Genomic DNA, 19,373 nt, shown 5'->3' with positions numbered 1-19,373 from the left:
GGGCTGACCCGCCGTCCAGCCGCACCCCTTTCCGACGGTCCGGGGCCGCGTGGTGTGAACTCACCGCGCGGCCCCGGACCGTTTCCGATCACCATTGACGCAGGTCCGGCGGACTTATAACTTCACTATACGGATTGTTGATTCCGGGAAGCGGAAGCAGCGTTGACTGTGGAAGGTGTGGAAATGGGTCAGCAGGAGAAGGTGGCAACGAGCCTCGCCGGTGCGGTCAGCGAGGAGATCAGCGCCTCCCTCACCGCGGTCGACGCCGAGCTCGCCCACCGCTACCCGGGCGACCCGGGGACGCGCCAGCCGGTCCACACGGTCTACGTCCCCGGCGACACGTTCACCTCCGGCACCATCCGCTCCTGGGGCGACCAGGCGCTGAAGGCCCTCGATGAGCACGCCCCCGAGGCGGCCTCGTTCGCCGCAGTCCTCGGCATCCCCGACGAACTCGCCGTACCCGTCCACGACCGGGTGCGCGCCAAGCTGGAGCGCGAGCCCGTCGAAGACCTGCGCATCGACTTCGAGGACGGCTACGGCCCCCGCCCCGATGCCGAGGAGGACGAGGCCGCCGCCCGCGCCGCCCGGCTGGTCTCGGAGGCGTACGGGAACGGCACGGCGGCCCCGTACATGGGCATCCGGATGAAGTGCATGGAGGCCGCCGTACGCGACCGCGGCATCCGCACCACGGACATCTTCCTCACCGGCCTGATGCAGGCGGGCGGCCTCCCCGACGGGCTTGTCCTCACCCTCCCCAAGGTGACGTACCCCGAGCAGGTCACCGCCTTCGTCCGGCTCCTCGAAGCGTTCGAGCAGGCGCACGGGCTGCTGTCGGGCCGCCTCGGCTTCGAGATCCAGATCGAGACCAGCCAGTCCATCCTCGCCGCCGACGGCACCGCCGCCGTCGCCCGCATGATCGACGCCGCGCAGGGCCGCGCCACCGGTCTGCACTACGGCACTTTCGACTACAGCGCCTGCGTCGGCGTCAGCCCCGCCTACCAGGCCGGCGACCACCCGGCCGCCGACCACGCCAAGGCCGTCATGCAGGTCGCCGCCGCAGGCACCGGCGTACGGGTGTCCGACGGCTCCACCAACGTCCTCCCGGTCGGGCCCACCCACCAGGTCCACGAGGCCTGGCGGCTCCACTACGGCCTTACCCGCCGCGCCTTGGCCCGCGCCTACTACCAGGGCTGGGACATGCACCCGGGCCACCTGCCGACCCGTTACGCAGCCGTCTACACCTTCTACCGCGAGGGCCTGGAGCAGGCCGCCGCCCGCCTCGCCGCGTATGTGGCCAAGGCCGGCGGTGACGTCATGGACGAACCCGCCACCGCCAAGGCGCTCAGCGGGTACCTCCTGCGGGGCATCGACTGCGGCGCCCTGGAAACCGCCGAGGTCGCCCGCCTGACCGGGCTGACGCGCGCCGACCTTGACGCATTCGCGTCGCCGCGGCGGGGCGGGCTCACGGTGACCGCGCCGTAACGGGTGCTCGTGCCGGCCGTCGTGTCCCGGTGACCGTGGCGGCGCGGCGGCTCAGGCGGGCGGCAGTTCGCCCGAGCCGCGCCGGATGAGCGTCGTGGGGAGCTCCACGCGGGCCGGGGCGTGGTCCGCGCCGTCCAGACGGCGGAAGAGGTGCTCGGCGGCGGTGCGGCCGACGGCGGCGGCGTCCTGGGAGATGACGGTGATGCCGAGCAGGTCGGCCAGTTCGATGTCGTCGAAGCCCACCAGGGCGACCCGGCGTTCCTGCTCCGCGAGGACACGTACTACCGTCACCGTCACCCGGTTGTTGCCCGCGAACAACGCGGTGACGGGCTCGGGACCGGAGAGCATCTGCTCGGCAGCGGCCCGGACCCGGTCGGGGTCGGTCGAACCGAGGGAGACCCACGAGTCCTCGACCGTTGTCCCGGCGTCCGCCATGGCCGCGTGGTAGCCGCGCAGTCGCTCGGTGGCGGTGTGGATGCGCGGCTGGTCGCCGATGAAGCCGATCCGGCGGTGGCCGTGCGCGATCAGATGCGCGACGCCCTCGCGGGCTCCGCCGAAGCTGTCGGACAGGACCATGTCGGCGTCGATACGGCCTGCCGGGCGGTCCACGAAGACGGTGGCGATGCCGGCCTTTATCTCCGGCTCCAGATAGCGGTGGTCGTCGCCGGCCGGAATCACGATGAGCCCGTCCACCCGGCGCGCACACAGGGCGAGTACGAGCTCCTGCTCGCGCTCCGGGTCCTCGGCGCTCGACCCGTTGATGAGCAGGGCGCCGTGGGCCCGGGCGACCTCCTCCACCGCGCGGCTCAGAGGTCCGTAGAACGGGTCGGCGAGATCCTCCAGGACCAGGCCGATGGAAGCGGTGCGGCCCTTGCGCAGAACGCGCGCGCTGTCGTTGCGGCGGAAACCGAGCGCCTCGATGGCCTCCTGGACCCGGCGTTCGGTGTCGGGCGTGACACCCGGCTCGCTGTTGACCACACGGGAGACCGTCTTGAGGCCCACTCCGGCGCGGGCGGCCACATCCTTCATGGTCGGCCGGTTGCCGTAACGGGACTCGGAGTGACGGGCGGTCTCGGCCACGGTGCGCTGTCCTGTCGTCGGGTGCGGGCGGTCCGGCGGGCCCGCGAGCGGTGCTGCGGAGGGGCCGGAGGCTGTGCCGTCGAGCATAGGCCCTGGACAACGTTGTCAGCTGAATGGAGACTGGGCAGACTGTTTACCGAAGCCGCAGGTCCTCGCCACCTACTCACGGAGCCACACCGATGCATACCGACCTCGTCGCCGCGCTGGACATCGGCGGCACCAAGATCGCCGGCGCGCTGGTGGACGGCAGCGGCGCGCTCCTTGTGCGGGCGCAGCGGCCGACGCCCGCCCGGGAGAGCGCCGAGACGGTGATGGGGGCCGTGACGGAGGTCCTGGCCGAGCTGTCAGCATCGCCACTGTGGGAGCGGGCGACGGCCGTCGGTATCGGCAGCGCGGGCCCGGTGGACGCCTCGGCCGGTACGGTCAGCCCCGTCAATGTCCCCGCCTGGCGCGACTTCCCGCTGGTGGAACGAGTCGGTAGGGCGGTCGGCGGACTGTCCGTCGAACTGGTCGGCGACGGCGTCGCGATGACGGCGGCCGAGCACTGGCTGGGCGCAGCCCGCGGCCACGACAACGCGCTGTGCATGGTCGTGTCGACCGGTGTGGGCGGCGGGCTCGTCCTCGGCGGAAAACTGCACCCCGGCCCCACGGGCAACTCCGGGCACATCGGCCACGTCAGCGTCGACCTGGACGGTGACCTGTGCCCGTGCGGTTCGCGCGGCTGCGTCGAGCGCATCGCCAGCGGACCGAACATCGCCCGCCGGGCGCTGGAGGCCGGCTGGCGGCCCGGACCGGACGCCGATGCCTCGGCCGCCGCCGTGGCCGCCGCCGCGCGCGCCGGGGACCAGGTCGCCATCGCCTCGTTCGAGCGCGCCGCTCAGGCGTTGGCCGCCGGAATCGCCGCCACCGCCACGCTCGTCGAGATCGACATCGCGGTGATCGGCGGGGGAGTGGCCGGAGCGGGCGACATCCTCTTCGTTCCGCTGAGCCGCGCCCTGCGTCAGTACGCCACGCTCTCCTTCGTCCAGCAGCTCACGGTGGCCCCGGCGGTGATGGGCGCCGACGCAGGGTTGGTGGGCGCGGCGGCGGCGGTGCGGGTGGACCCGGGCGGGGTGGTGGCCGTTTAGGGCCTGCCGTCCGGCGGAGCGAGAAGCGCCGGACGGCAGGACCGGTGTCCTGGGGCCCGTCCGGCGATCGAAGGCGCGACATGGCCGCGACCGCGATTCTCCCGTCAGATCGGCGTCAGCAGGTGATCCGCAGGTCCGCCCAGTCCGCGTGGTCGGAATCGACACCGTCCCCGCCGTCGGTGACCACCAGACGTACCACCTGCGCACCGCTCACATCCGCGGAGAGCGGCTGCGCGGGCATCGCATTGGTCAGTACGCCGGTCGACGCCACCTTCGTACCGTCGGCCCAGACCTCGAAGGCGACGGTTCCCTCGGTGCCCTTCTCGTCGTCGACCCCGACCTGCGCCGTCACGGCGCTGCATGCCTCGCCGGTGTAGAACTCGACTGCGCTGTCGGCATGCACACCGAGGCCCTTGGCGAAGACCGCGCCGCCGATGGTGAGTGGATTCCCGTCACCCGCCTTGCTCTCGCCGTTGCTGGTGTCCTTCTCGACCGGGCCCCAGCCGTTGGCGGCGGAGAGCTGGGGCAGATCGCTCAGGTAGCCGGCGCCCGCAGGCGGCGCGACCACCACATGGGCCCGGAACGGGACCGTGGACCGCACCCGTGTCCCGGCCGGTGAGCGGTACTGGGCGGTGAGCGTCAGATCGTACGTACCGGTGGCTGTGCCCGCAGGGGCAGTCACCTGCCAGCGGGTGGTGAGGGCCCGGCCGGTCGGCAGAGCCGGTGATCCGGTCGGCGATGCCGCCTTCACCTGCCAGCCCGAGGGGCCGGTGAGTGCCGCGGAGACCTTCGTGGCGGAGGTACGGCCGAGGTCGGTCACCGTCGTCGTCAGTGCGGCCGTGCGCCCGGCCTCGACCAGCGGGCTTCCGTTCAGGCCGAGTTCCACGGCAGGCGGATGCGCGGCCCACTTGCGGTCGGCGGCGATGCGCAGCAGTACGGTCCCGTGCGCCGGGACGGTCGCCGAAACGCTGCCCGCCGTGTTGTACGTCGTGTGCTCCCACAGGTCACGCATCGTGTACGCGGTGGCCTTCGGCAGCCCCGCCGCCTCGGCCGTCGTCGAGATGCGCTGTGCGCTGCCGGTCTCGTTGAACAGGGCCACGACGCGGCTGCCGTCCTGCATCTCCTTGGTGACGACCCAGCGCCCGCCGGTGGAGGAGAGCACGGTGCCCTGCTTGCCCAGCGGGTCCTGATCGACCGCGATGACCTCGTGGTTGGAGAGGATCTCGAAGGTCTCCGGGCCCGCCTTGCGCAGATCGGAACCGATGAGCAGCGGCGCCGCCATCACGGACCACATGGAGAAGTGGGTGCGGTACTCCGTGTCCGTCATGCCGCCGTTGCCGACCTCCAGCATGTCGGGGTCGTTCCAGTGCCCCGGGCCCGCTGCGGCGGCGAGGGGCAGATTCTGCTTCATGATCGACAGCATGCTGCCCCAGCTGTCGTTGATGTCGCCGGTCGTGCGCCAGAGGTTGCCGATTTCGCCGGCCCACTCCCAGGGCTTGTTCTCGCCCCACTCACAGATGCTGTAGACGATGGGGCGGCCGGTTGCCGCCAGTGCGTCCCGCATCGTCGTATAGCGCTGTTTCGCATCGACGCCCTGGTTGTTGCAGTTGTCGTACTTGAGGTAGTCGATGCCCCAGTCCGCGAACTGCTGCGCGTCGCTGTACTCATGGCCGAGCGCGCCCGGAAGTCCCACGCTGTCGCAGGTCTTGGTGCCGGCGCTGGTGTAGATGCCGATTTTCAGGCCCTTGGAGTGGACATAGTCCGCGACGGACTTGATGCCGTTCGGGAAGCGCTGCGGATCGGCCTCCAGCTTTCCGTCCGCATTACGCTGCGGCTTTGCCCAGCAGTCGTCGAGATTGACGTACTGATAGCCCGCGTCCTTGAGGCCTTTCTCGACAAAGATGTCGGCGATGCCCTTGACCATCGCCTCGTTGAACTCGGCACGGCAGTGGGTCGAGTTCCAATTGTTGAACCCCATCGGAGGGGTGAGCGCAAGGCCGTTGCCGGCCTGGGGAGCGGGCGCGGGAGCTGGCGAGTCCGCGACGGCGGGAGCGGTCGCGCCCGCGGCGCAGAGCAGCCCGGCCAGCAGCGCTCCGATGACTCCGCGGTAGCTGGTTCGGGTTGTACGGGTTGGAAGATGACGCATCGTTACGTTCCTCCATACTCGTGCCGGATCGGTCACAGCATGTGCACGCCAAGGCGTGCGATTACGTTAGAGCGTGTTGAAGTCTGTTGGAAGGGGAGCGACATCGGTTGTTCGGCATCTCGTCAAAACCCTTGACGGCACCATCGCTTGGGGGTGAGATCCAATCGCACGTTCGGTTGTGTTGGGTTGCATCCCAAAGGAGTTGGGCATGACGCAGTCTGATTACGACAGGTCAGGTGTGCCGGGCAGCGTCGCAGGACATCGGATGTCCCGGCGGAGTCTGTTGCGTGGTGCGGCAGTCGGTGCGGGAGCCGTGACGCTCCCCTCCTTGCTCACCGCCTGCGGGAGCGGCCCCGGCGGTGACGGCAAGACGATCACCCTGGGCTCGAATTCGTCCGACCCCATTCCGAAGAAGGCCTTCGCCGAAGCTTTCGCGGCGTACGAGGCGCAGTCGGGCGGGCGGAAGGTGAACGTCAACACCGTCGACCACAACACCTTTCAGGAGAACATCAACCGGTATCTGCAGGGCAAGCCGGACGATGTCTTCATGTGGTTCGCCGGCTACCGGATGCAGTTCTTCGCCGAGAAAGGCCTGCTGCACGACGTCAGTGACAACTGGCAGGACTACAAGGGCTTCTCGGCCGCGCTGAAAGCCCAGTCCACCGGCGCGGACGGCAAGCAGTACCTCACGCCCTACTACTACTATCCGTGGGCCGTCTTCCACCGTAAGAGCCTGTTCGACGAGCGCGGCTACCAGGCACCGAAGACACTCGACGAGTACGTGGCGCTCGCCAAGCAGATGCAGAAGGACAAGCTGGACCCCATCGCCTTCTGCGACAAGGACGGCTGGCCCGCCATGGGCACCTTCGACTACATCAACATGCGGACCAACGGCTATGAGTTCCACAAGAGCCTGATGGCGGGTGAAGTCGCCTGGACCGACAAGCGGGTCAAGGAAGTCTTCGACACCTGGCGCCGGCTCCTCCCGTACTGCCAGCAGGGCGCCAACGGCCGTACCTGGCAGGAGGCCGCCACCAGCCTCCAGAAGAAGGAGGCCGGCATGGCCGTGTTCGGCCTGCCGCACCCGGGCGCACAGTTCCCCAAGGGCGAACAGGGCGACATCGACTTCTTCCCCTTTCCCGTCATCAATCCGGAGCACGGGCAGGACGCGGTCGAGGCACCCATCGACGGGTTCCTGCTGGCGAAGAAGTCGAAGAACCTCAAGAACAAGAAGACGCTGGAGAGCGCCAAGGACCTGCTCAAGTGGCTGGCCACCGGCAAGGCCGAGGACATCTACCTGAAGAGCGATCCGAACAACATCGCGGTCAGCGACCAGGCGGACATCTCCGCGTACTCACCGCTCCAGAAGAAGGCCGTGGAACTGGTCTCCGGGGCGAAGCAGATCTCCCAGTTCCTGGACCGCGACACCCGGCCGGACTTCTCCTCCACGGTCATGATCCCGGCGATCCAGAAGTTCATCAGCAACCCGAACGACGTGGACGGCCTGGTCAACGACATCGAACGGCAGAAGAAGACCATCTTCGCCGCCGACTGACCCCGGACGACCCCGATGGAATCCGACTGAACCTGGAGTACCGACCGTGTCGTTCATCTCGGCGCGGCGCACCGGACGGCGGGTCTCGCGGCGGTTCACCGGCCGCGACCTCGCCGTACTCGGTGTGCTGCTCGGCATACCCGTCCTGCTCGACATCGCCATCGTGTGGGGACCGACCCTCGCCTCCGTCGTGCTCTCCTTCACCAGCTGGGACGGCATCGGCGACATCAAGTGGGTCGGTACGCAGAACTACGAGAATCTCTTCACCAACTACCCGCAGTTCTGGCCCGCCGCCCGGCACAATCTGCTCTGGCTCGCCTTCCTGGGCCTGGTCGCCGCACCGTTCGGGCTGCTGCTCGCCGTACTCATCGACAGGGGCGTGCGCTTCAGCCGCTTCTACCAGTCGACGCTGTACATGCCCGTCGTGCTGTCGCTCGCCGTGGTCGGTTTCATAGCCCAGCTGATTTTCTCCCGTGATCAGGGAGCCCTCAACGCGGTCATCGGGGACACGAAGTCGCCGACCGACTGGCTCGGCGATCCGAACCTCAACATCTGGATGGTCCTGCTGGCCGCGGCCTGGCGGCACACCGGCTACGTGATGATTCTCTACCTCGCCGGGCTCAAGGCCGTCGACCCCTCGCTGAAGGAGGCCGCGGCGATCGACGGGGCGGGCGAGGCCCAGACCTTCTTCCGCGTCGTCTTCCCCACGCTGCGGCCGGTCAATGTCATCGTCGGCGTCATCACCGTCATCGAGTCCCTGCGCGCCTTCGACATCGTGTACGCCGTCAACCACGGCCGCAACGGACTCGAACTCCTCTCGGTGCTCGTCACCGACAACATCATCGGTGAGGCCAGCCGCATCGGATTCGGCTCCGCCATCGCTGTCGTCCTGCTGGCCGTCTCCCTGGGATTCGTCGTGACGTACCTGGTCCAGGAGCTCCGAGGGGAGAAGAACCGTTGACCGTCCACATCGCCCCCGCCCGCCCCACCGCCCCACCTGCGCCACCGGCCCCCGCCGTCCGGCGCCGGCTCCGCCCCGGCAGGATCGGCGTCCACGCCTTCCTGATGGCGGTCTCCCTCGCCTTCCTCGCCCCGCTGCTGCTCGCGGTGTACGCCTCGCTGCGGCCGTACGACGAGACCTCCGCGCACGGCTACTTCTCGCTGCCGCGCCACCTCTCCCTGGACTACTACCGCCAGGCGTTCTCCGACTCCGGCATGACGAAGTACTTCGTCAACACCATGATCATCGCGGTCCCGGGGGTACTCGTCACCCTCTTCCTCGCCTCCTTCGTGGCCTTCGCGCTGGCCCGGCTGAAGATGCGCGGCGGGCTCGTCCTGCTCATGCTTTTCACCGCCGGGAACCTGTTGCCGCAGCAGGTGATCGTCACGCCCCTGTACGTCGTCTTCAACCGCATCCCACTGCCCTACTGGATGTCCGACTCGATGACGATGTTCGACTCGTACTGGGCCGTCGTCACCGTGCAGATCGGCTTCCAGCTGGGCTTCTGCGTCTTCGTCCTGGCCAACTTCATGCGCACCCTGCCGCAGGAGATCCTGGAGGCCGCGATCGTCGACGGCGCGGGCGTCTGGACCCAGTACTGGCGGATCACCCTGCCCCTGTGCCGCCCGGCCCTGGCCGCGCTCGGCACGCTCCAGTTCACCTGGATGTACAACGATTTCCTGTGGGCACTGGTCTTCATCTCCGACGGCGACAAGCTCCCCATCACCTCGGCGCTGAACAATCTCAGGGGCCAGTTCTTCACGGACTACAACCTGCTCGCCGCAGGCTCGGTGATCGTCGCTCTGCCGACCCTCGTGGTCTTCCTGCTGCTCCAGCGCCACTTCATCGCGGGCCTCACCCTGGGCTCCAGCAAGGGGTAGGCACTGACCTGCGAAAACAGCCTTGCGAGCGGTACTCGACAGACGTCTGTCGATCTACAAGGAACGCCTCATCACGACGCTTTGTACCGGTGCGCCCGGCCGCCGCGCCATTCGATCCAGTGCGGGTCGTCGAGGAGATCCCAGGCGTCGTCGAGTCCGGCCCGTCTCAGGAATTCGGCGAGGTCGCGGTCATCGTGCGCGAGCCCGGCGATCTGCCCGTTGACGGTGACCCTCCGCCCGCCGGAGCGGGAGAGGCCGTGGACGACTAATGGCCCACTTCTGGGCCAGGTCGCCGGTGTCGGCCTGGTACTGGACCTCGGCGCCGCCGACCGTCGAGTTACCGGCGACGCCAAGGGCGGAGCTGGTCTGCCAGTTGTGGACCTTGGTGCCGCTCAAGGGCCCGGTCGCGTCGGCGGTGCCCACCCCGAGGACGGTCGCACTTAACGCTACGGCGATCACGGCGCAGGCAGATCGAATGCGCATGAAGGACTCCTCCACTTCGAACCGATTACGTTCCGTATCTGTTGGATACGGAACGTAACGTGCTGCACCGGCTCGGGGGGCCTTGCCAACGCACCGCAATGATGGAGTGACTCGACTCGCCCGGTCAGGAAGTCCCCAGCAGTGGCCCGAGGTGCAGTGGTTCTGGGTGGTCGTGACGACGCTGCCGTCGATCACGCGCAGTGTGGTGCTGTGCGCGTAGTGGCCGTGTTGGGGCGCCCTCAAGAGTCACTCGATGAGACAACTTCTGAGTGTCTGGAGAACGTCGAATTTCGGCTCGTACCACCAGCCCGGCCCGTCAGGCAGGAATGGGACCGCCTTGGCCGGCGCCACTCGATGTAGGCGTGGACGCAGTGAGGTACGCAGATAGTTGCGCAGGCCCCAAGTGACCGCTCGGCCCGTCGCCATACCGGCCCAGTACCGTGGACTCATCCCATTCGCGCCTATGGCTGGGCGCAGCTACTGAACCGCCCCGCCCCCCGGAAAGCGCCCGGGTGCGGGCCGGACGCGCGTCAGCCCTCGTCGGCTGGGGGCTCCGGATGCAGCACGGCCTTCTTCACGGCCATCTCCAGCTCGAACCGGGACACCTCGGCCGCCTCGGCGTGCCCGGTCACCGCGGCCTGGAACTTCGCCGCCGCCTCCCGCCACGGCGCCCGCGCCTCCTCCGTGTACGGCTTGGCGAGGGCCTTGCACTGCTCTTCAATGACGGAACGTTCCAGCATGATCAGATCTTCAGGGATATCGATGGCCACGGCCGGATCGTCAACGGCAGCACTGAGAATCGACCGGAGCCGCGCAGGTCAGGCCACTGCGACGACAGCCGCCCGGACCGCGGCCGTCCACGCGCCAGCAGCTCCCGGTACCGGCTCTCACCCTCCGGCGACAGCGGGCCGGCCGCTCACAGCGCGCGGATGTCCGCGTTCACCGCGGCGGGGGAGCGCACAAGGGTGGAAGGCGAAGGGGTGATCGGCATGGGAGCAGACTACGGGGCAGGACTGGCAATCGCGCCGGCCGCGTCCAGGGCAAGGTGCCACGGATACCCCTCCGGTCGACGCTCACCGGGCTGGTTCGGCTCGAACCCGCCCTCGCCGTACAGCACTGTCACCCCCATCGACCGCAGAGCATCCACCGACCGGTGGAACTGTGGATGCCGTGCGTAGGCGCTGTTGACGCACGGCACGGCCACGGTCGGGATCTTCTTGCCGATCGCCTCCGCGACCACCCCTACGACGAACTTGCTCGTCAGGCCGAGGGACCACTCGTTGACCGTGTTGAAGGTGGCCGGCGCGAGCAGAATCGCGTCCGCCGGCGGCCACACATCCGGCTCCCCGGGCAGTTTGTACTCGGAGCGCACCGGATGCCCGGTCAGCCACTCCAGCTCCGGGAGCTGCTCACCCAGCCACCGGCCCGCCGTCGGCGTCAGCCCGAGGCACACATCCCACCCGCGGGCCTGAGCGTTCTCAATGACCTCGGCAACCTCGAAGACGGGCGGGGCGGCGGATCCGAACAGGTACAGAGTCGTCATGCCGCCATCCGACCACACATGCAACCGCCCCCGAACCGGGTGGAATCGGGGGCGATGCGGGATCCGGCGCGCGGATGCGCGGGTACCGTTCCGGACGACGAGTCAGGAACGGAGACCAGTATGCCCAGACCGGACGACGACCACACAGGCGCCCGGATCAAAGAGCAACGGAGACTCGCCAGGCTGACACAGCGACAGCTGGCCGACCGGCTCCCTTACTCGTACAGCCTCCTCAACCAAGTCGAGTGCGGCGCCAAACCGGCGAACCTCGACTTCGTCGCGGCGGTTGCCCAGGCCCTCCGGATCGACGTCACCGTGCTGACGGGACAGCCCTACGTGACCGAACTGCAGCAGGACCGCCTCGCCGAACTCGTGCGCCCCATCAGGGAGGCGCTCGACCTGTACGACCTGGGAGCCGACGACACCATCCCCGACAGGCCGGCCGAGCTGCTGATCGCAAGCGCCGAGGAGCTGTGCGTCCGGGTGAGGGCCACGCATCTGCGCAACGCCGCCCGCCTGCTGCCCACCACGATCGCAGAGCTCACCACCGCGGCTTGGCGCACCCGGTCGACGGAGCTGTGGCAGGCCCTTGCCTCGACGTACCGCACTGCCCACGACATCTCGGTGAAGCTCGGCTACTACGACCTCTCCAGCGTGGCCCTGGACCGCATGGACTGGGCAGCCCACCGGGCCTCCGACCCCTGCCTGGCCGCCATCCGGCAGTACATGCGAGCTTTGGTGTACTTCCGCGAGGGCGAGTACACGATCGGGCAGCGCCTCGTCGCCGCCGGCCATGGCATCGTCGGCGCCGCGGAACAGAACCGGGAGGCTGTCGCCGTCACCGGGCAGCTTCACCTCGGGGCGTCCGTCATCGCAGCCCGCGCCGACCAACAGACCGCAGTCGACACTCACATCGCCGAGGCGAAGCGTTGCGCAGAGCAGACCGGAGATGCCTCCGAAGTTCACTGGCTGAGCTTCGGGCCGACCAACGTGGCCCTGCACCGCATGTCGGCCGCGGTCGAGATGCGGCAGTACGACGAAGCCCTCACCCAGGCCCGGCAGATCGCCCTGCCGACGGCACTGGCCACATCACGGCGAGCCCACTTCCTCATCGACAAGGCCCGCTCGGAAATGGAGACCGGCCGGACCGAGGCCGCGCTCAGCAGCATCATCGACGCCCGGCACGCCGCCCCGGAACAGACGCGCTACCACCCGGGAGCCCGCGAGACCATCAAGGGCTTGGTGCACATCTCGCGCCGCACCCCGGACACCCTCGGCCACATGGCTGCCTGGATCGGCCTGTAGCCGCACTCACGCACTGACCTGCCAACGCTCACGAATCTGTGAGCGTTGCGCCCCTTCCCGCACCTCACGCTGGTCTCACCTGATCAACGACGAGCCGGGGACGCCATGACCGTGAGGGACTTACCGCCAGTCAGCGATCTGACGGAGCAGCAGCAGCGCGGATGGTCCTGCGTCTGGTGCAGAGCTGCTCTCACCGTCGGTGAGGGCATGGACCTCGGCGAGAAGCGGGCCCGGCCCGAGGGAGGCGCCGCGTACAGCTGGTTCCCGCGGGCCTGCTCGGACGCCGCCGCCTGCGGCGTCCGGGAAGCCGAGCAGGCGTCATGACGGCCTTGGCCGAGGGACCGGCATCCCGGCCGCTCCCTGATCCCGGGACGTTGACGTGGGACCAGTCCGCCGGCTGTGCCTGCATCTGGTGCAAGAAGCCCCTCACGTCCGGTGCGGTGAGCGTCGGGATCATCCGTGACCGGCTCGGGGCCCACACCTCGATACCGAGGTGTGGGCCGGACCCTGCTGCCAGGGCGAGGGGCCGTAAAAGCGGGCTCCGCCGCCCCCGTTACGGCTGCGCGGACGGCCGGAATCGCACCGTGGGACGCCGTCCACGGGCATCCGGTGATTCCTTTCGGGTAACAGCATCGCCACAGCCGGGTTTTCGCGGCAGGGTGTTGCGGGCAAGCCACAGGGGGCTACGGAAGAGGGGGAAACGTGATCGTCTGGATCAACGGTGCGTTCAGCGCGGGCAAGACGAGCGCCGCGCGCGAGCTGGTCGATCTGATCCCGAACAGCACGTTCTACGACCCTGAGCTGATCGGCGCAGGGCTGCGGTACCTGCTGCCCCAGAAGAGACTTGCCGAGGTGACGGACTTCCAGGACCTGCCGATCTGGCGACGTCTGGTGGTGGACACTGCCGCGGCCCTGCTTGCCGAGGTGTCCGGGGTGCTGGTGGTGCCGATGACACTGCTGCGACAGGAGTACCGCGACGAGATCTTCGGAGGGCTCGCCTCCCGGCGCATACCGGTGCGTCATGTTCTGCTCTCACCTGAGGAAACGATCCTGCGCAAACGGATCGCCGACCGGGTGGAGTTCGCCGACGACCCGGAGCACAGCGAGCGGATCCGGCAGTGGGCCTACGAGCACATCGAGCCCTACCGGACGGCGCTCGGCTGGCTCACCCGGGACGCCCACACCATCGACACCAGCGCGCTCACTCCGTTAGAGACGGCTGAGCGGATCGCCGAGGCGGTCCGCACCGGAGCGGCCACCGCATGCGAGATCGTGCAGACGCCCGAGCCGACCGCGGAGACCGTCGCGGCCGGCGTGCTGCTCTTCGACGAACACGACCGGGTGCTGCTCGTCGACCCGACGTACAAGCCAGGCTGGGAGTTCCCGGGCGGAGTGGTCGAGGCCGGCGAGGCACCGGCACAGGCCGGGATCCGTGAAGTGGCCGAGGAGATAGGCATCCATCTCGAACGGGTGCCGAAACTGCTCCTCATCGACTGGGAGGCGCCCGAACCACCCGGCTACGGAGGGCTGCGGATGCTCTTCGACGGCGGCCTGCTGCCCGGCGCGGACGCCGAACGGCTGCTGCTGCCCGGCTCCGAACTGCGCGGCTGGCGGTTCGTCACCGAGGAGGAGGCGGCCACCATGCTGCCCCCCACCCGGTACGAACGGCTGCGCTGGGCACTGCGCGCCAGGGAGCGGTCAACCGTGCTCAACCTGGAGGCCGGAGTCCCGGTCGGCTGAGGCACGCAGCACCGCGGCGGCGTCGACGGTGAGGGGATCGCCGTGCCCGAAGCAGACCGTGGCCGGTTCCAGCGCGGCCAGCCGTCGGAACGAGGCCACGGCCTGCACCCGGTCGATGTTGAAGACGCCGAGCATCACCTGGCCGACCCCGGCCACGCAGTCGCCGGTGAACAGCAGTCCGTGGTGCGGCAGATGGATACCGATGGAGCCGGGGGTGTGGCCCGGCGCGTGGACCACACGGGCCCCCGATCCGAAGCGGATCTCGTCGCCGTCGCCCAGCTCGCGGTCGACACGGGTCGGCGGGGCCGGGGGCACGGTCAGCGCATGCTCGTACAACGGGCGTTCCCAGTCCAGCAGGGCGGGGTCGGCAATCTCCTCCTCGCCACGGATCACCGGGGCGTCCAGCCGATGGGCCAGGATCTCGGCGCCGTGCCGGTCGGCGAGCACCTGGGCGGAACCGTAGTGGTCGCGATGCCCATGAGTGACGACGATCCGGCTGATGCCGCCGGGGTCCAGGCCGAGGCCGCGCACCGCGGCCTCGATCGCGGGCGCCGCATCGATGTCGCCCGCGTCGATCAGAGTCAGGTCCGCGCCGTCGCGCCACAGATACGCCTGGCCGATGGGGAAGCGGAACATGTGCAGCTGGGGAAGTACCTCGACGAGATCCATACGGCGAACGTATGCGGACGTACCCGCCCGCCGCCCGGATCTACGCTCTGGGCGAGCTTCGCTCAGCGCGTAGTCCGGCTGCACGGACGACCCGACCGACCCATGGTGGGTGGTCCGGGCCGGCCCGAGGAGCACGTCCGGACCCGGTCCGCCGTGGACGGAGCGGCGGACCGGTCGAGCCCTGCGAACCAGAGATCCGCAGGAACGCGGCGGGATCAGTGATGCAAAGTCAGGCCTGCTTGGACTCCGCGTAGTTCCGCAGGAACAGGGCCTCGGCGAGCGAAAGCCGCTCCAGCTCCTCGGGTGAGACGCTCTCGTTCACCGCGTGGATCTGGGCCTCCGGCTCGCTCAGGCCGATCAAGAGGATCTCGGCCTGCGGGTAGAGGGCGGCGAGAGTGTTGCAGAGCGGGATCGAGCCGCCCATCCCGGACGTCTGCATCTTCTCGCCGGGGTACGCGGCCTCCATCGCCTGCGCCATGGACGTGTACGCCGGGCTGGAGGTGTCCGCGCGGAACGGCTGGCCCTGGCCGACCTGTTCGACCGACACCCTGGCCCCCCACGGGGCATGCGCCTTGAGATGAGCGGTCAGCAACTCGGTCGCCTTCGCGGCGTCCTGGCCCGGCGGCACCCGCAGGCTGACCTGCGCCCGCGCGCTCGCCTGCAGCGACGGTGTCGCGCCGACCACCGGCGGGCAGTCGATGCCGATGACGGTGACGGCGGGCCGCGCCCAGATCCGGTCGGCGACCGTACCCGTGCCGATCAGTCCGACACCGTCGAGCACCTTCGCGTCCTTGCGGAACTCGGCCTCCGCGTACTGCAGTCCGTCCCATTCGGCGTCCGTGGCGAGCCCGTCGACGGTCGTGGTGCCGTCCTCGGCGCGCAGCGACGACAGCAGCTGGATCATCGCTGCCAGCGCATCCGGGGCGGCGCCGCCGAACTGTCCGGAATGCAGGTTTCCTTCGAGGGTGTCGAGCGTGACCCGCAGCATCGTCATACCGCGCAGCGTCGCGGTCACGGTCGGCAGACCGACCCGGAAGTTGCCGGTGTCGCCGATGACGATCGTGTCGGCGGTCAGCAGTTCGGGGTGCGCCTCTGCGTACCGCTCCAGGCCGCCGGTGCCCTGCTCCTCGGAACCCTCGGCGATCACCTTGACGGAGACCGGGACGCCGCCGTTCGCCTTGAGGGCGCGCAGGGCGAGGAGATGCATGATGAAGCCACCCTTGCAGTCGGCCGCGCCGCGGCCGAACCAGCGGCCGTCGCGCTCCGTCAGCTCGAACGGCGGGGAGAGCCATGCGGACTCGTCGAGCGGCGGCTGCACGTCGTAGTGCGCGTAGAGCAGTACGGTCGGGGCGTCGGCCGGGCCGGGCAGGAAGCCGTACACCGACTGGGTGCCGTCGGGGGTGTCGAGCAGGGCGACATCCCGGAAGTCCTCGGCGCGCAGCGCGTCGGCGACCCAGTCGGCAGCCGCCTCGCACTCGCTCTTCGGGAACTGCGCGGGATCCGCCACCGACCGGAAGGCCACGAGCTCGGTCAGCTCCGCCTTGGCACGGGGCATCAGCGAGGCAATGGTCTCGGAGATCGGACGGGCGGTCATGGGCACGCTCCTCGTGGGTGCGACGTTATGTATACGAATCCGGGCACATGTACACCGAGTGTGCGGCGTTGCATGTAGGACGAACGCACGGTCGATCCTCCCACAGCGGGGGCCGGGCCGGGCGCGCCGTAGGATGCCGTGAGCAGCATGGGCCACTGGTGGGATCGGGAGCAGAAGCACATCGTGAGCAGCGAGAACGCAGACGCCGTACATGAGCACGAAGAGTCGACCGTGTGGGACGTCGTCGTAGTCGGTGGCGGACCGGCCGGAGCCTCCGCGGCATACGCGGCGGCGGTCGCCGGCCGACGGGTACTGCTCCTCGAGAAGGCGGAACTGCCCCGCTACAAGACGTGTGGCGGCGGGATCATCGGGTTTTCGCGTGATTCGCTGCCGCCCGGATTCGAACTGCCGCTGCGGGACCGGATTCACGCGGTCACGTTCTCGCTCAACGGCAGGCTGGCGCGGACCCGCCGCTCCAAGCGGATGCTCTTCGGGCTCATCAACCGCCCCGAGTTCGACGCGGGGCTGGTCGAGGAGGCGCAGAAGGCGGGCGCCGAGCTCCGTACCGGAGCGACCGTGACGAGGGTCGAGCAGCACGGCGCCGCGGTGCCGGACCGGCGCACGGTCGCCGTGGTGCTGTCCGGCGGCGAGACAGTCCTGGCCCGCGCGGTCGTCGGTGCGGATGGCAGCGCTGGGCGGATAGGAGCCCATGTCGGGGTGAAACTCGACCAGGTGGATCTCGGCCTGGAGGCCGAGATCCCGGTTCCGCAGACGGTCGCGGAGGACTGGGCGGGGCGGGTGCTGATCGACTGGGGCCCCATGCCCGGCAGTTACGGCTGGGTGTTCCCCAAGGGCGACACCCTCACTGTCGGCGTGATCTCGGCGCGGGGTGACGGGGCGGGGACCAAGCGGTATCTGGAGGACTTCATCGCCCGGCTCGGTCTCGCCGGCTTCGAGCCGAAGATCTCCTCCGGGCACCTGACGCGCTGCCGCAGCGACGACTCGCCGCTGTCGCGTGGGCGGGTGCTGGTGTGTGGCGATGCGGCGGGGCTGCTGGAGCCGTGGACCCGCGAAGGCATCTCCTTCGCACTGCGGTCGGGGCGGCTCGCCGGTGAGTGGGCGGTTCGGATCGCGGAGTCGCACGATGCCGTGGACGCCCGACGCCAGGCGCTCAACTACGCCTTCGCCATCAAGGCCGGCCTGGGTGTCGAGATGGGTGTCGGACGGCGCATGCTGAAGCTGTTCGAGCGCCGGCCGGGGGTGCTGCACGCGGTGCTGACGGGATTCCGCCCGGCCTGGAACGCGTTCGCCGGGATCACCCGGGGAACGACTTCGCTGGCCGAGCTGGTCCGTACGCATCCGCTCGCGCAGCGGGCCCTGTCGGCTATGGACCGTTGACACCTGACATCTGACGCCGAGGGCGGGCCGGGCCGCACGGTCAGCCCTCCACGGTGATCCGGAAGACGGGGTGGTCGGGGCAGGCGGCCAGGAGTTCCGCGTCCGTGGACTTTGCGGTGATGCCCTGGAAGTACTGGTTGACCTCCCAGCCCCACCGCTCCAGGTAGGCGCGGACGATCAGCACCTTCTGCTCGTCGTCCGCGATCTCCACGGCCGTGAAGGTACGGATCTTCCGGCCCACCCGCAGCTCGCCCCCACCGGCGACCCGCATGTTGCGCACCCACTGGGAATGGCCCCGCGCGGAGACCAGATACTGCGTGCCCTCGTAGGTGTGGCAGTTCACGGGGATGCGCTGCATCTGCCCGCTCCTGCGGCCGCGCACCGACATCTCGGCCGAGCCGAGAAGGCTGACGCCGTGCCGGGCGAGCCAGCCGATGATGCTGTTCATCCGGACGTTGAACGCGTTGCCCCGAAGGTAGTACGGCTGAGACATGGTGACTCCCCACTGTTTTGAGAGCAGTGCTCTCGCTTGAGGTCAGTGTGCATGGAAGTGGTGCTCAGTAGCAAGAGCAGTGCTCTCGTTGTTGGTCGGCGCTCTTCGGTCGTGGCAGACTGAAGACCATGAGCGCTATCCGAGGAGCCAGGGAACGGGCCCGTATCGAGGTCACCGCCGCCATCAAGGACGAGGCGAGGAAACAGCTCGCGGCCGAAGGTGCCGCAAAGCTCTCGCTGCGCGCCGTGGCACGGGAACTCGGAATGGCATCCTCCGCGCTCTATCGCTACTTCCCCAGCCGGGACGAACTGCTCACGGCCCTGATCGTCGATGCGTACGACTCCGTGGGCGAGAGTGCCGAGGCCGCACACCGGGCCGCCCGTGCCACCGCCGCCCCTCACATCACCCGCTGGACCGCCGTCGCCCACGCCGTACGCGACTGGGCTCTCGCCCACCCCCATGAATACGCCCTGATCTACGGCTCGCCCGTGCCCGGTTACAGCGCACCGCAGGCGACGATCGGTCCCGCCTCCCGCGTCGGTCTCGTCCTGATTGCCGTCGTCGGCGAGGCCTACCGCACGGACGGTCTCGCCCTGCCGCCGCTCGCCGGCGAGCTGCGCGCCGAGGCCGAGCGGATGGTCGCCGAGTTCGCCCCCGGCCTTCCTCCGGAGGTCGCCGCCCCGCTGATCGCTGCCTGGTCGCAGCTGTTCGGGCTGATCTCCTTCGAGATCTTCGGCCAGTTCAACCGGGTGGTGGAGGCCCGGGAGATCTTCTTCCGGGAAGCCGTCACCGAACTGGCCCGTACGCTCGGCCTGCTCGGCCCCCGAAGCAGCCGGACAGGATGAGGCCCGTCCCCGCCGACCCCGTCCGACGTACT

At 69.2% G+C, this 19,373-nt stretch carries 18 protein-coding genes; 11 read left to right on the top strand and 7 right to left on the bottom strand.

Annotated elements, in window-relative coordinates:
- Nucleotides 1-183 precede the first annotated feature (183 nt).
- Complete coding sequence (locus ACIPEK_RS37730) at nucleotides 184-1,482, top strand: DUF6986 family protein (RefSeq protein ID WP_402005893.1); 1,299 nt, start codon at nucleotides 184-186, stop codon at nucleotides 1,480-1,482.
- Between the two features lie 51 nt (nucleotides 1,483-1,533).
- On the opposite strand, the gene ACIPEK_RS37725 is transcribed toward ACIPEK_RS37730, so the two are convergent.
- The gene (locus ACIPEK_RS37725; RefSeq protein ID WP_402005905.1) at nucleotides 1,534-2,562 is read right to left on the bottom strand and encodes a LacI family DNA-binding transcriptional regulator; all 1,029 of its coding nucleotides are present in this window, start codon (nucleotides 2,560-2,562) and stop codon (nucleotides 1,534-1,536) included.
- Between the two features lie 179 nt (nucleotides 2,563-2,741).
- On the opposite strand from ACIPEK_RS37725, the gene ACIPEK_RS37720 reads away from it, so the two are divergent.
- Nucleotides 2,742-3,689: an ROK family protein gene (locus tag ACIPEK_RS37720; protein ID WP_402005890.1), complete on the top strand. Its 948-nt coding sequence runs from the start codon at nucleotides 2,742-2,744 to the stop codon at nucleotides 3,687-3,689.
- A gap of 115 nt (nucleotides 3,690-3,804) precedes the next feature.
- Here the strand turns inward: ACIPEK_RS37720 and ACIPEK_RS37715 are convergent, their stop codons facing one another.
- The gene (locus ACIPEK_RS37715) at nucleotides 3,805-5,835 is read right to left on the bottom strand and encodes an NPCBM/NEW2 domain-containing protein (RefSeq protein WP_402005887.1); all 2,031 of its coding nucleotides are present in this window, start codon (nucleotides 5,833-5,835) and stop codon (nucleotides 3,805-3,807) included.
- 265 nt (nucleotides 5,836-6,100) lie between these two features.
- On the opposite strand from ACIPEK_RS37715, the gene ACIPEK_RS37710 reads away from it, so the two are divergent.
- The 4 genes from ACIPEK_RS37710 (at nucleotide 6,101) to ACIPEK_RS37695 (ending at nucleotide 9,540) form a co-directional block, all read left to right on the top strand.
- On the top strand, nucleotides 6,101-7,390 hold the full coding sequence (locus tag ACIPEK_RS37710) for an ABC transporter substrate-binding protein (protein ID WP_402005902.1): 1,290 nt from the start codon (nucleotides 6,101-6,103) through the stop codon (nucleotides 7,388-7,390).
- 46 nt (nucleotides 7,391-7,436) lie between these two features.
- Nucleotides 7,437-8,351, top strand: coding sequence for a carbohydrate ABC transporter permease (locus ACIPEK_RS37705; protein WP_383068864.1), 915 nt, complete (start codon nucleotides 7,437-7,439; stop codon nucleotides 8,349-8,351).
- Nucleotides 8,352-8,359: 8 nt separating this feature from the next.
- Nucleotides 8,360-9,271 (top strand): carbohydrate ABC transporter permease, encoded by a 912-nt coding sequence (locus ACIPEK_RS37700; protein ID WP_402005899.1) that lies wholly within the window; start codon nucleotides 8,360-8,362, stop codon nucleotides 9,269-9,271.
- Nucleotides 9,272-9,360: 89 nt separating this feature from the next.
- Complete coding sequence (locus ACIPEK_RS37695) at nucleotides 9,361-9,540, top strand: hypothetical protein (protein ID WP_402005884.1); 180 nt, start codon at nucleotides 9,361-9,363, stop codon at nucleotides 9,538-9,540.
- A 744-nt stretch (nucleotides 9,541-10,284) separates the two neighbouring features.
- Here ACIPEK_RS37695 and ACIPEK_RS37690 read toward each other — a convergent pair.
- Together ACIPEK_RS37690 and ACIPEK_RS37685 are read right to left on the bottom strand one after the other, a co-directional pair.
- On the bottom strand, nucleotides 10,285-10,524 hold the full coding sequence (locus ACIPEK_RS37690; protein ID WP_402005881.1) for a hypothetical protein: 240 nt from the start codon (nucleotides 10,522-10,524) through the stop codon (nucleotides 10,285-10,287).
- Nucleotides 10,525-10,754: 230 nt separating this feature from the next.
- Nucleotides 10,755-11,297: a flavoprotein gene (locus ACIPEK_RS37685; protein ID WP_402005878.1), complete on the bottom strand. Its 543-nt coding sequence runs from the start codon at nucleotides 11,295-11,297 to the stop codon at nucleotides 10,755-10,757.
- A gap of 120 nt (nucleotides 11,298-11,417) precedes the next feature.
- On the opposite strand from ACIPEK_RS37685, the gene ACIPEK_RS37680 reads away from it, so the two are divergent.
- From ACIPEK_RS37680 to ACIPEK_RS37670, 3 genes are all read left to right on the top strand, one after another.
- Entirely contained in the window at nucleotides 11,418-12,602 is a 1,185-nt protein-coding gene (locus ACIPEK_RS37680) for a helix-turn-helix domain-containing protein (protein ID WP_402005876.1), read from the top strand.
- 105 nt (nucleotides 12,603-12,707) lie between these two features.
- Entirely contained in the window at nucleotides 12,708-12,926 is a 219-nt protein-coding gene (locus ACIPEK_RS37675; RefSeq protein WP_402005873.1) for a hypothetical protein, read from the top strand.
- Nucleotides 12,927-13,304: 378 nt separating this feature from the next.
- Nucleotides 13,305-14,342, top strand: a complete 1,038-nt coding sequence (locus ACIPEK_RS37670; RefSeq protein ID WP_402005871.1) for an NUDIX domain-containing protein — start codon at nucleotides 13,305-13,307, stop codon at nucleotides 14,340-14,342.
- Here the strand turns inward: ACIPEK_RS37670 and ACIPEK_RS37665 are convergent.
- On the bottom strand, nucleotides 14,301-15,011 hold the full coding sequence (locus tag ACIPEK_RS37665; protein ID WP_402005868.1) for an MBL fold metallo-hydrolase: 711 nt from the start codon (nucleotides 15,009-15,011) through the stop codon (nucleotides 14,301-14,303). The two genes, ACIPEK_RS37670 and ACIPEK_RS37665, sit on opposite strands and share 42 nt — an antisense overlap.
- Nucleotides 15,012-15,240: 229 nt before the next feature.
- Complete coding sequence (locus ACIPEK_RS37660) at nucleotides 15,241-16,605, bottom strand: dipeptidase (protein WP_402005866.1); 1,365 nt, start codon at nucleotides 16,603-16,605, stop codon at nucleotides 15,241-15,243.
- A gap of 183 nt (nucleotides 16,606-16,788) precedes the next feature.
- Between ACIPEK_RS37660 and ACIPEK_RS37655 the strand changes: the two genes are divergently transcribed.
- Entirely contained in the window at nucleotides 16,789-18,003 is a 1,215-nt protein-coding gene (locus ACIPEK_RS37655) for a geranylgeranyl reductase family protein (RefSeq protein WP_327276742.1), read from the top strand.
- Nucleotides 18,004-18,043: 40 nt separating this feature from the next.
- Here the strand turns inward: ACIPEK_RS37655 and ACIPEK_RS37650 are convergent, their stop codons facing one another.
- Nucleotides 18,044-18,496 carry a nitroreductase/quinone reductase family protein gene (locus ACIPEK_RS37650; protein ID WP_402005863.1) on the bottom strand — a complete coding sequence of 151 codons (453 nt, stop codon included), beginning with the start codon at nucleotides 18,494-18,496 and terminating at the stop codon, nucleotides 18,044-18,046.
- Between the two features lie 128 nt (nucleotides 18,497-18,624).
- Here ACIPEK_RS37650 and ACIPEK_RS37645 point away from each other — a divergent pair, with 128 nt between their 5' ends.
- Nucleotides 18,625-19,341: a TetR/AcrR family transcriptional regulator gene (locus ACIPEK_RS37645; RefSeq protein ID WP_383078928.1), complete on the top strand. Its 717-nt coding sequence runs from the start codon at nucleotides 18,625-18,627 to the stop codon at nucleotides 19,339-19,341.
- Nucleotides 19,342-19,373: the final 32 nt, after the last annotated feature.

The sequence above is a fragment of the Streptomyces sp. NPDC088246 genome (assembly GCF_044741025.1).
Lineage (GTDB): Bacteria > Actinomycetota > Actinomycetes > Streptomycetales > Streptomycetaceae > Streptomyces.
The sequence above is the reverse complement of the archived record's forward strand: the minus strand, read 5'-3'. Positions and strand labels throughout refer to the sequence as shown.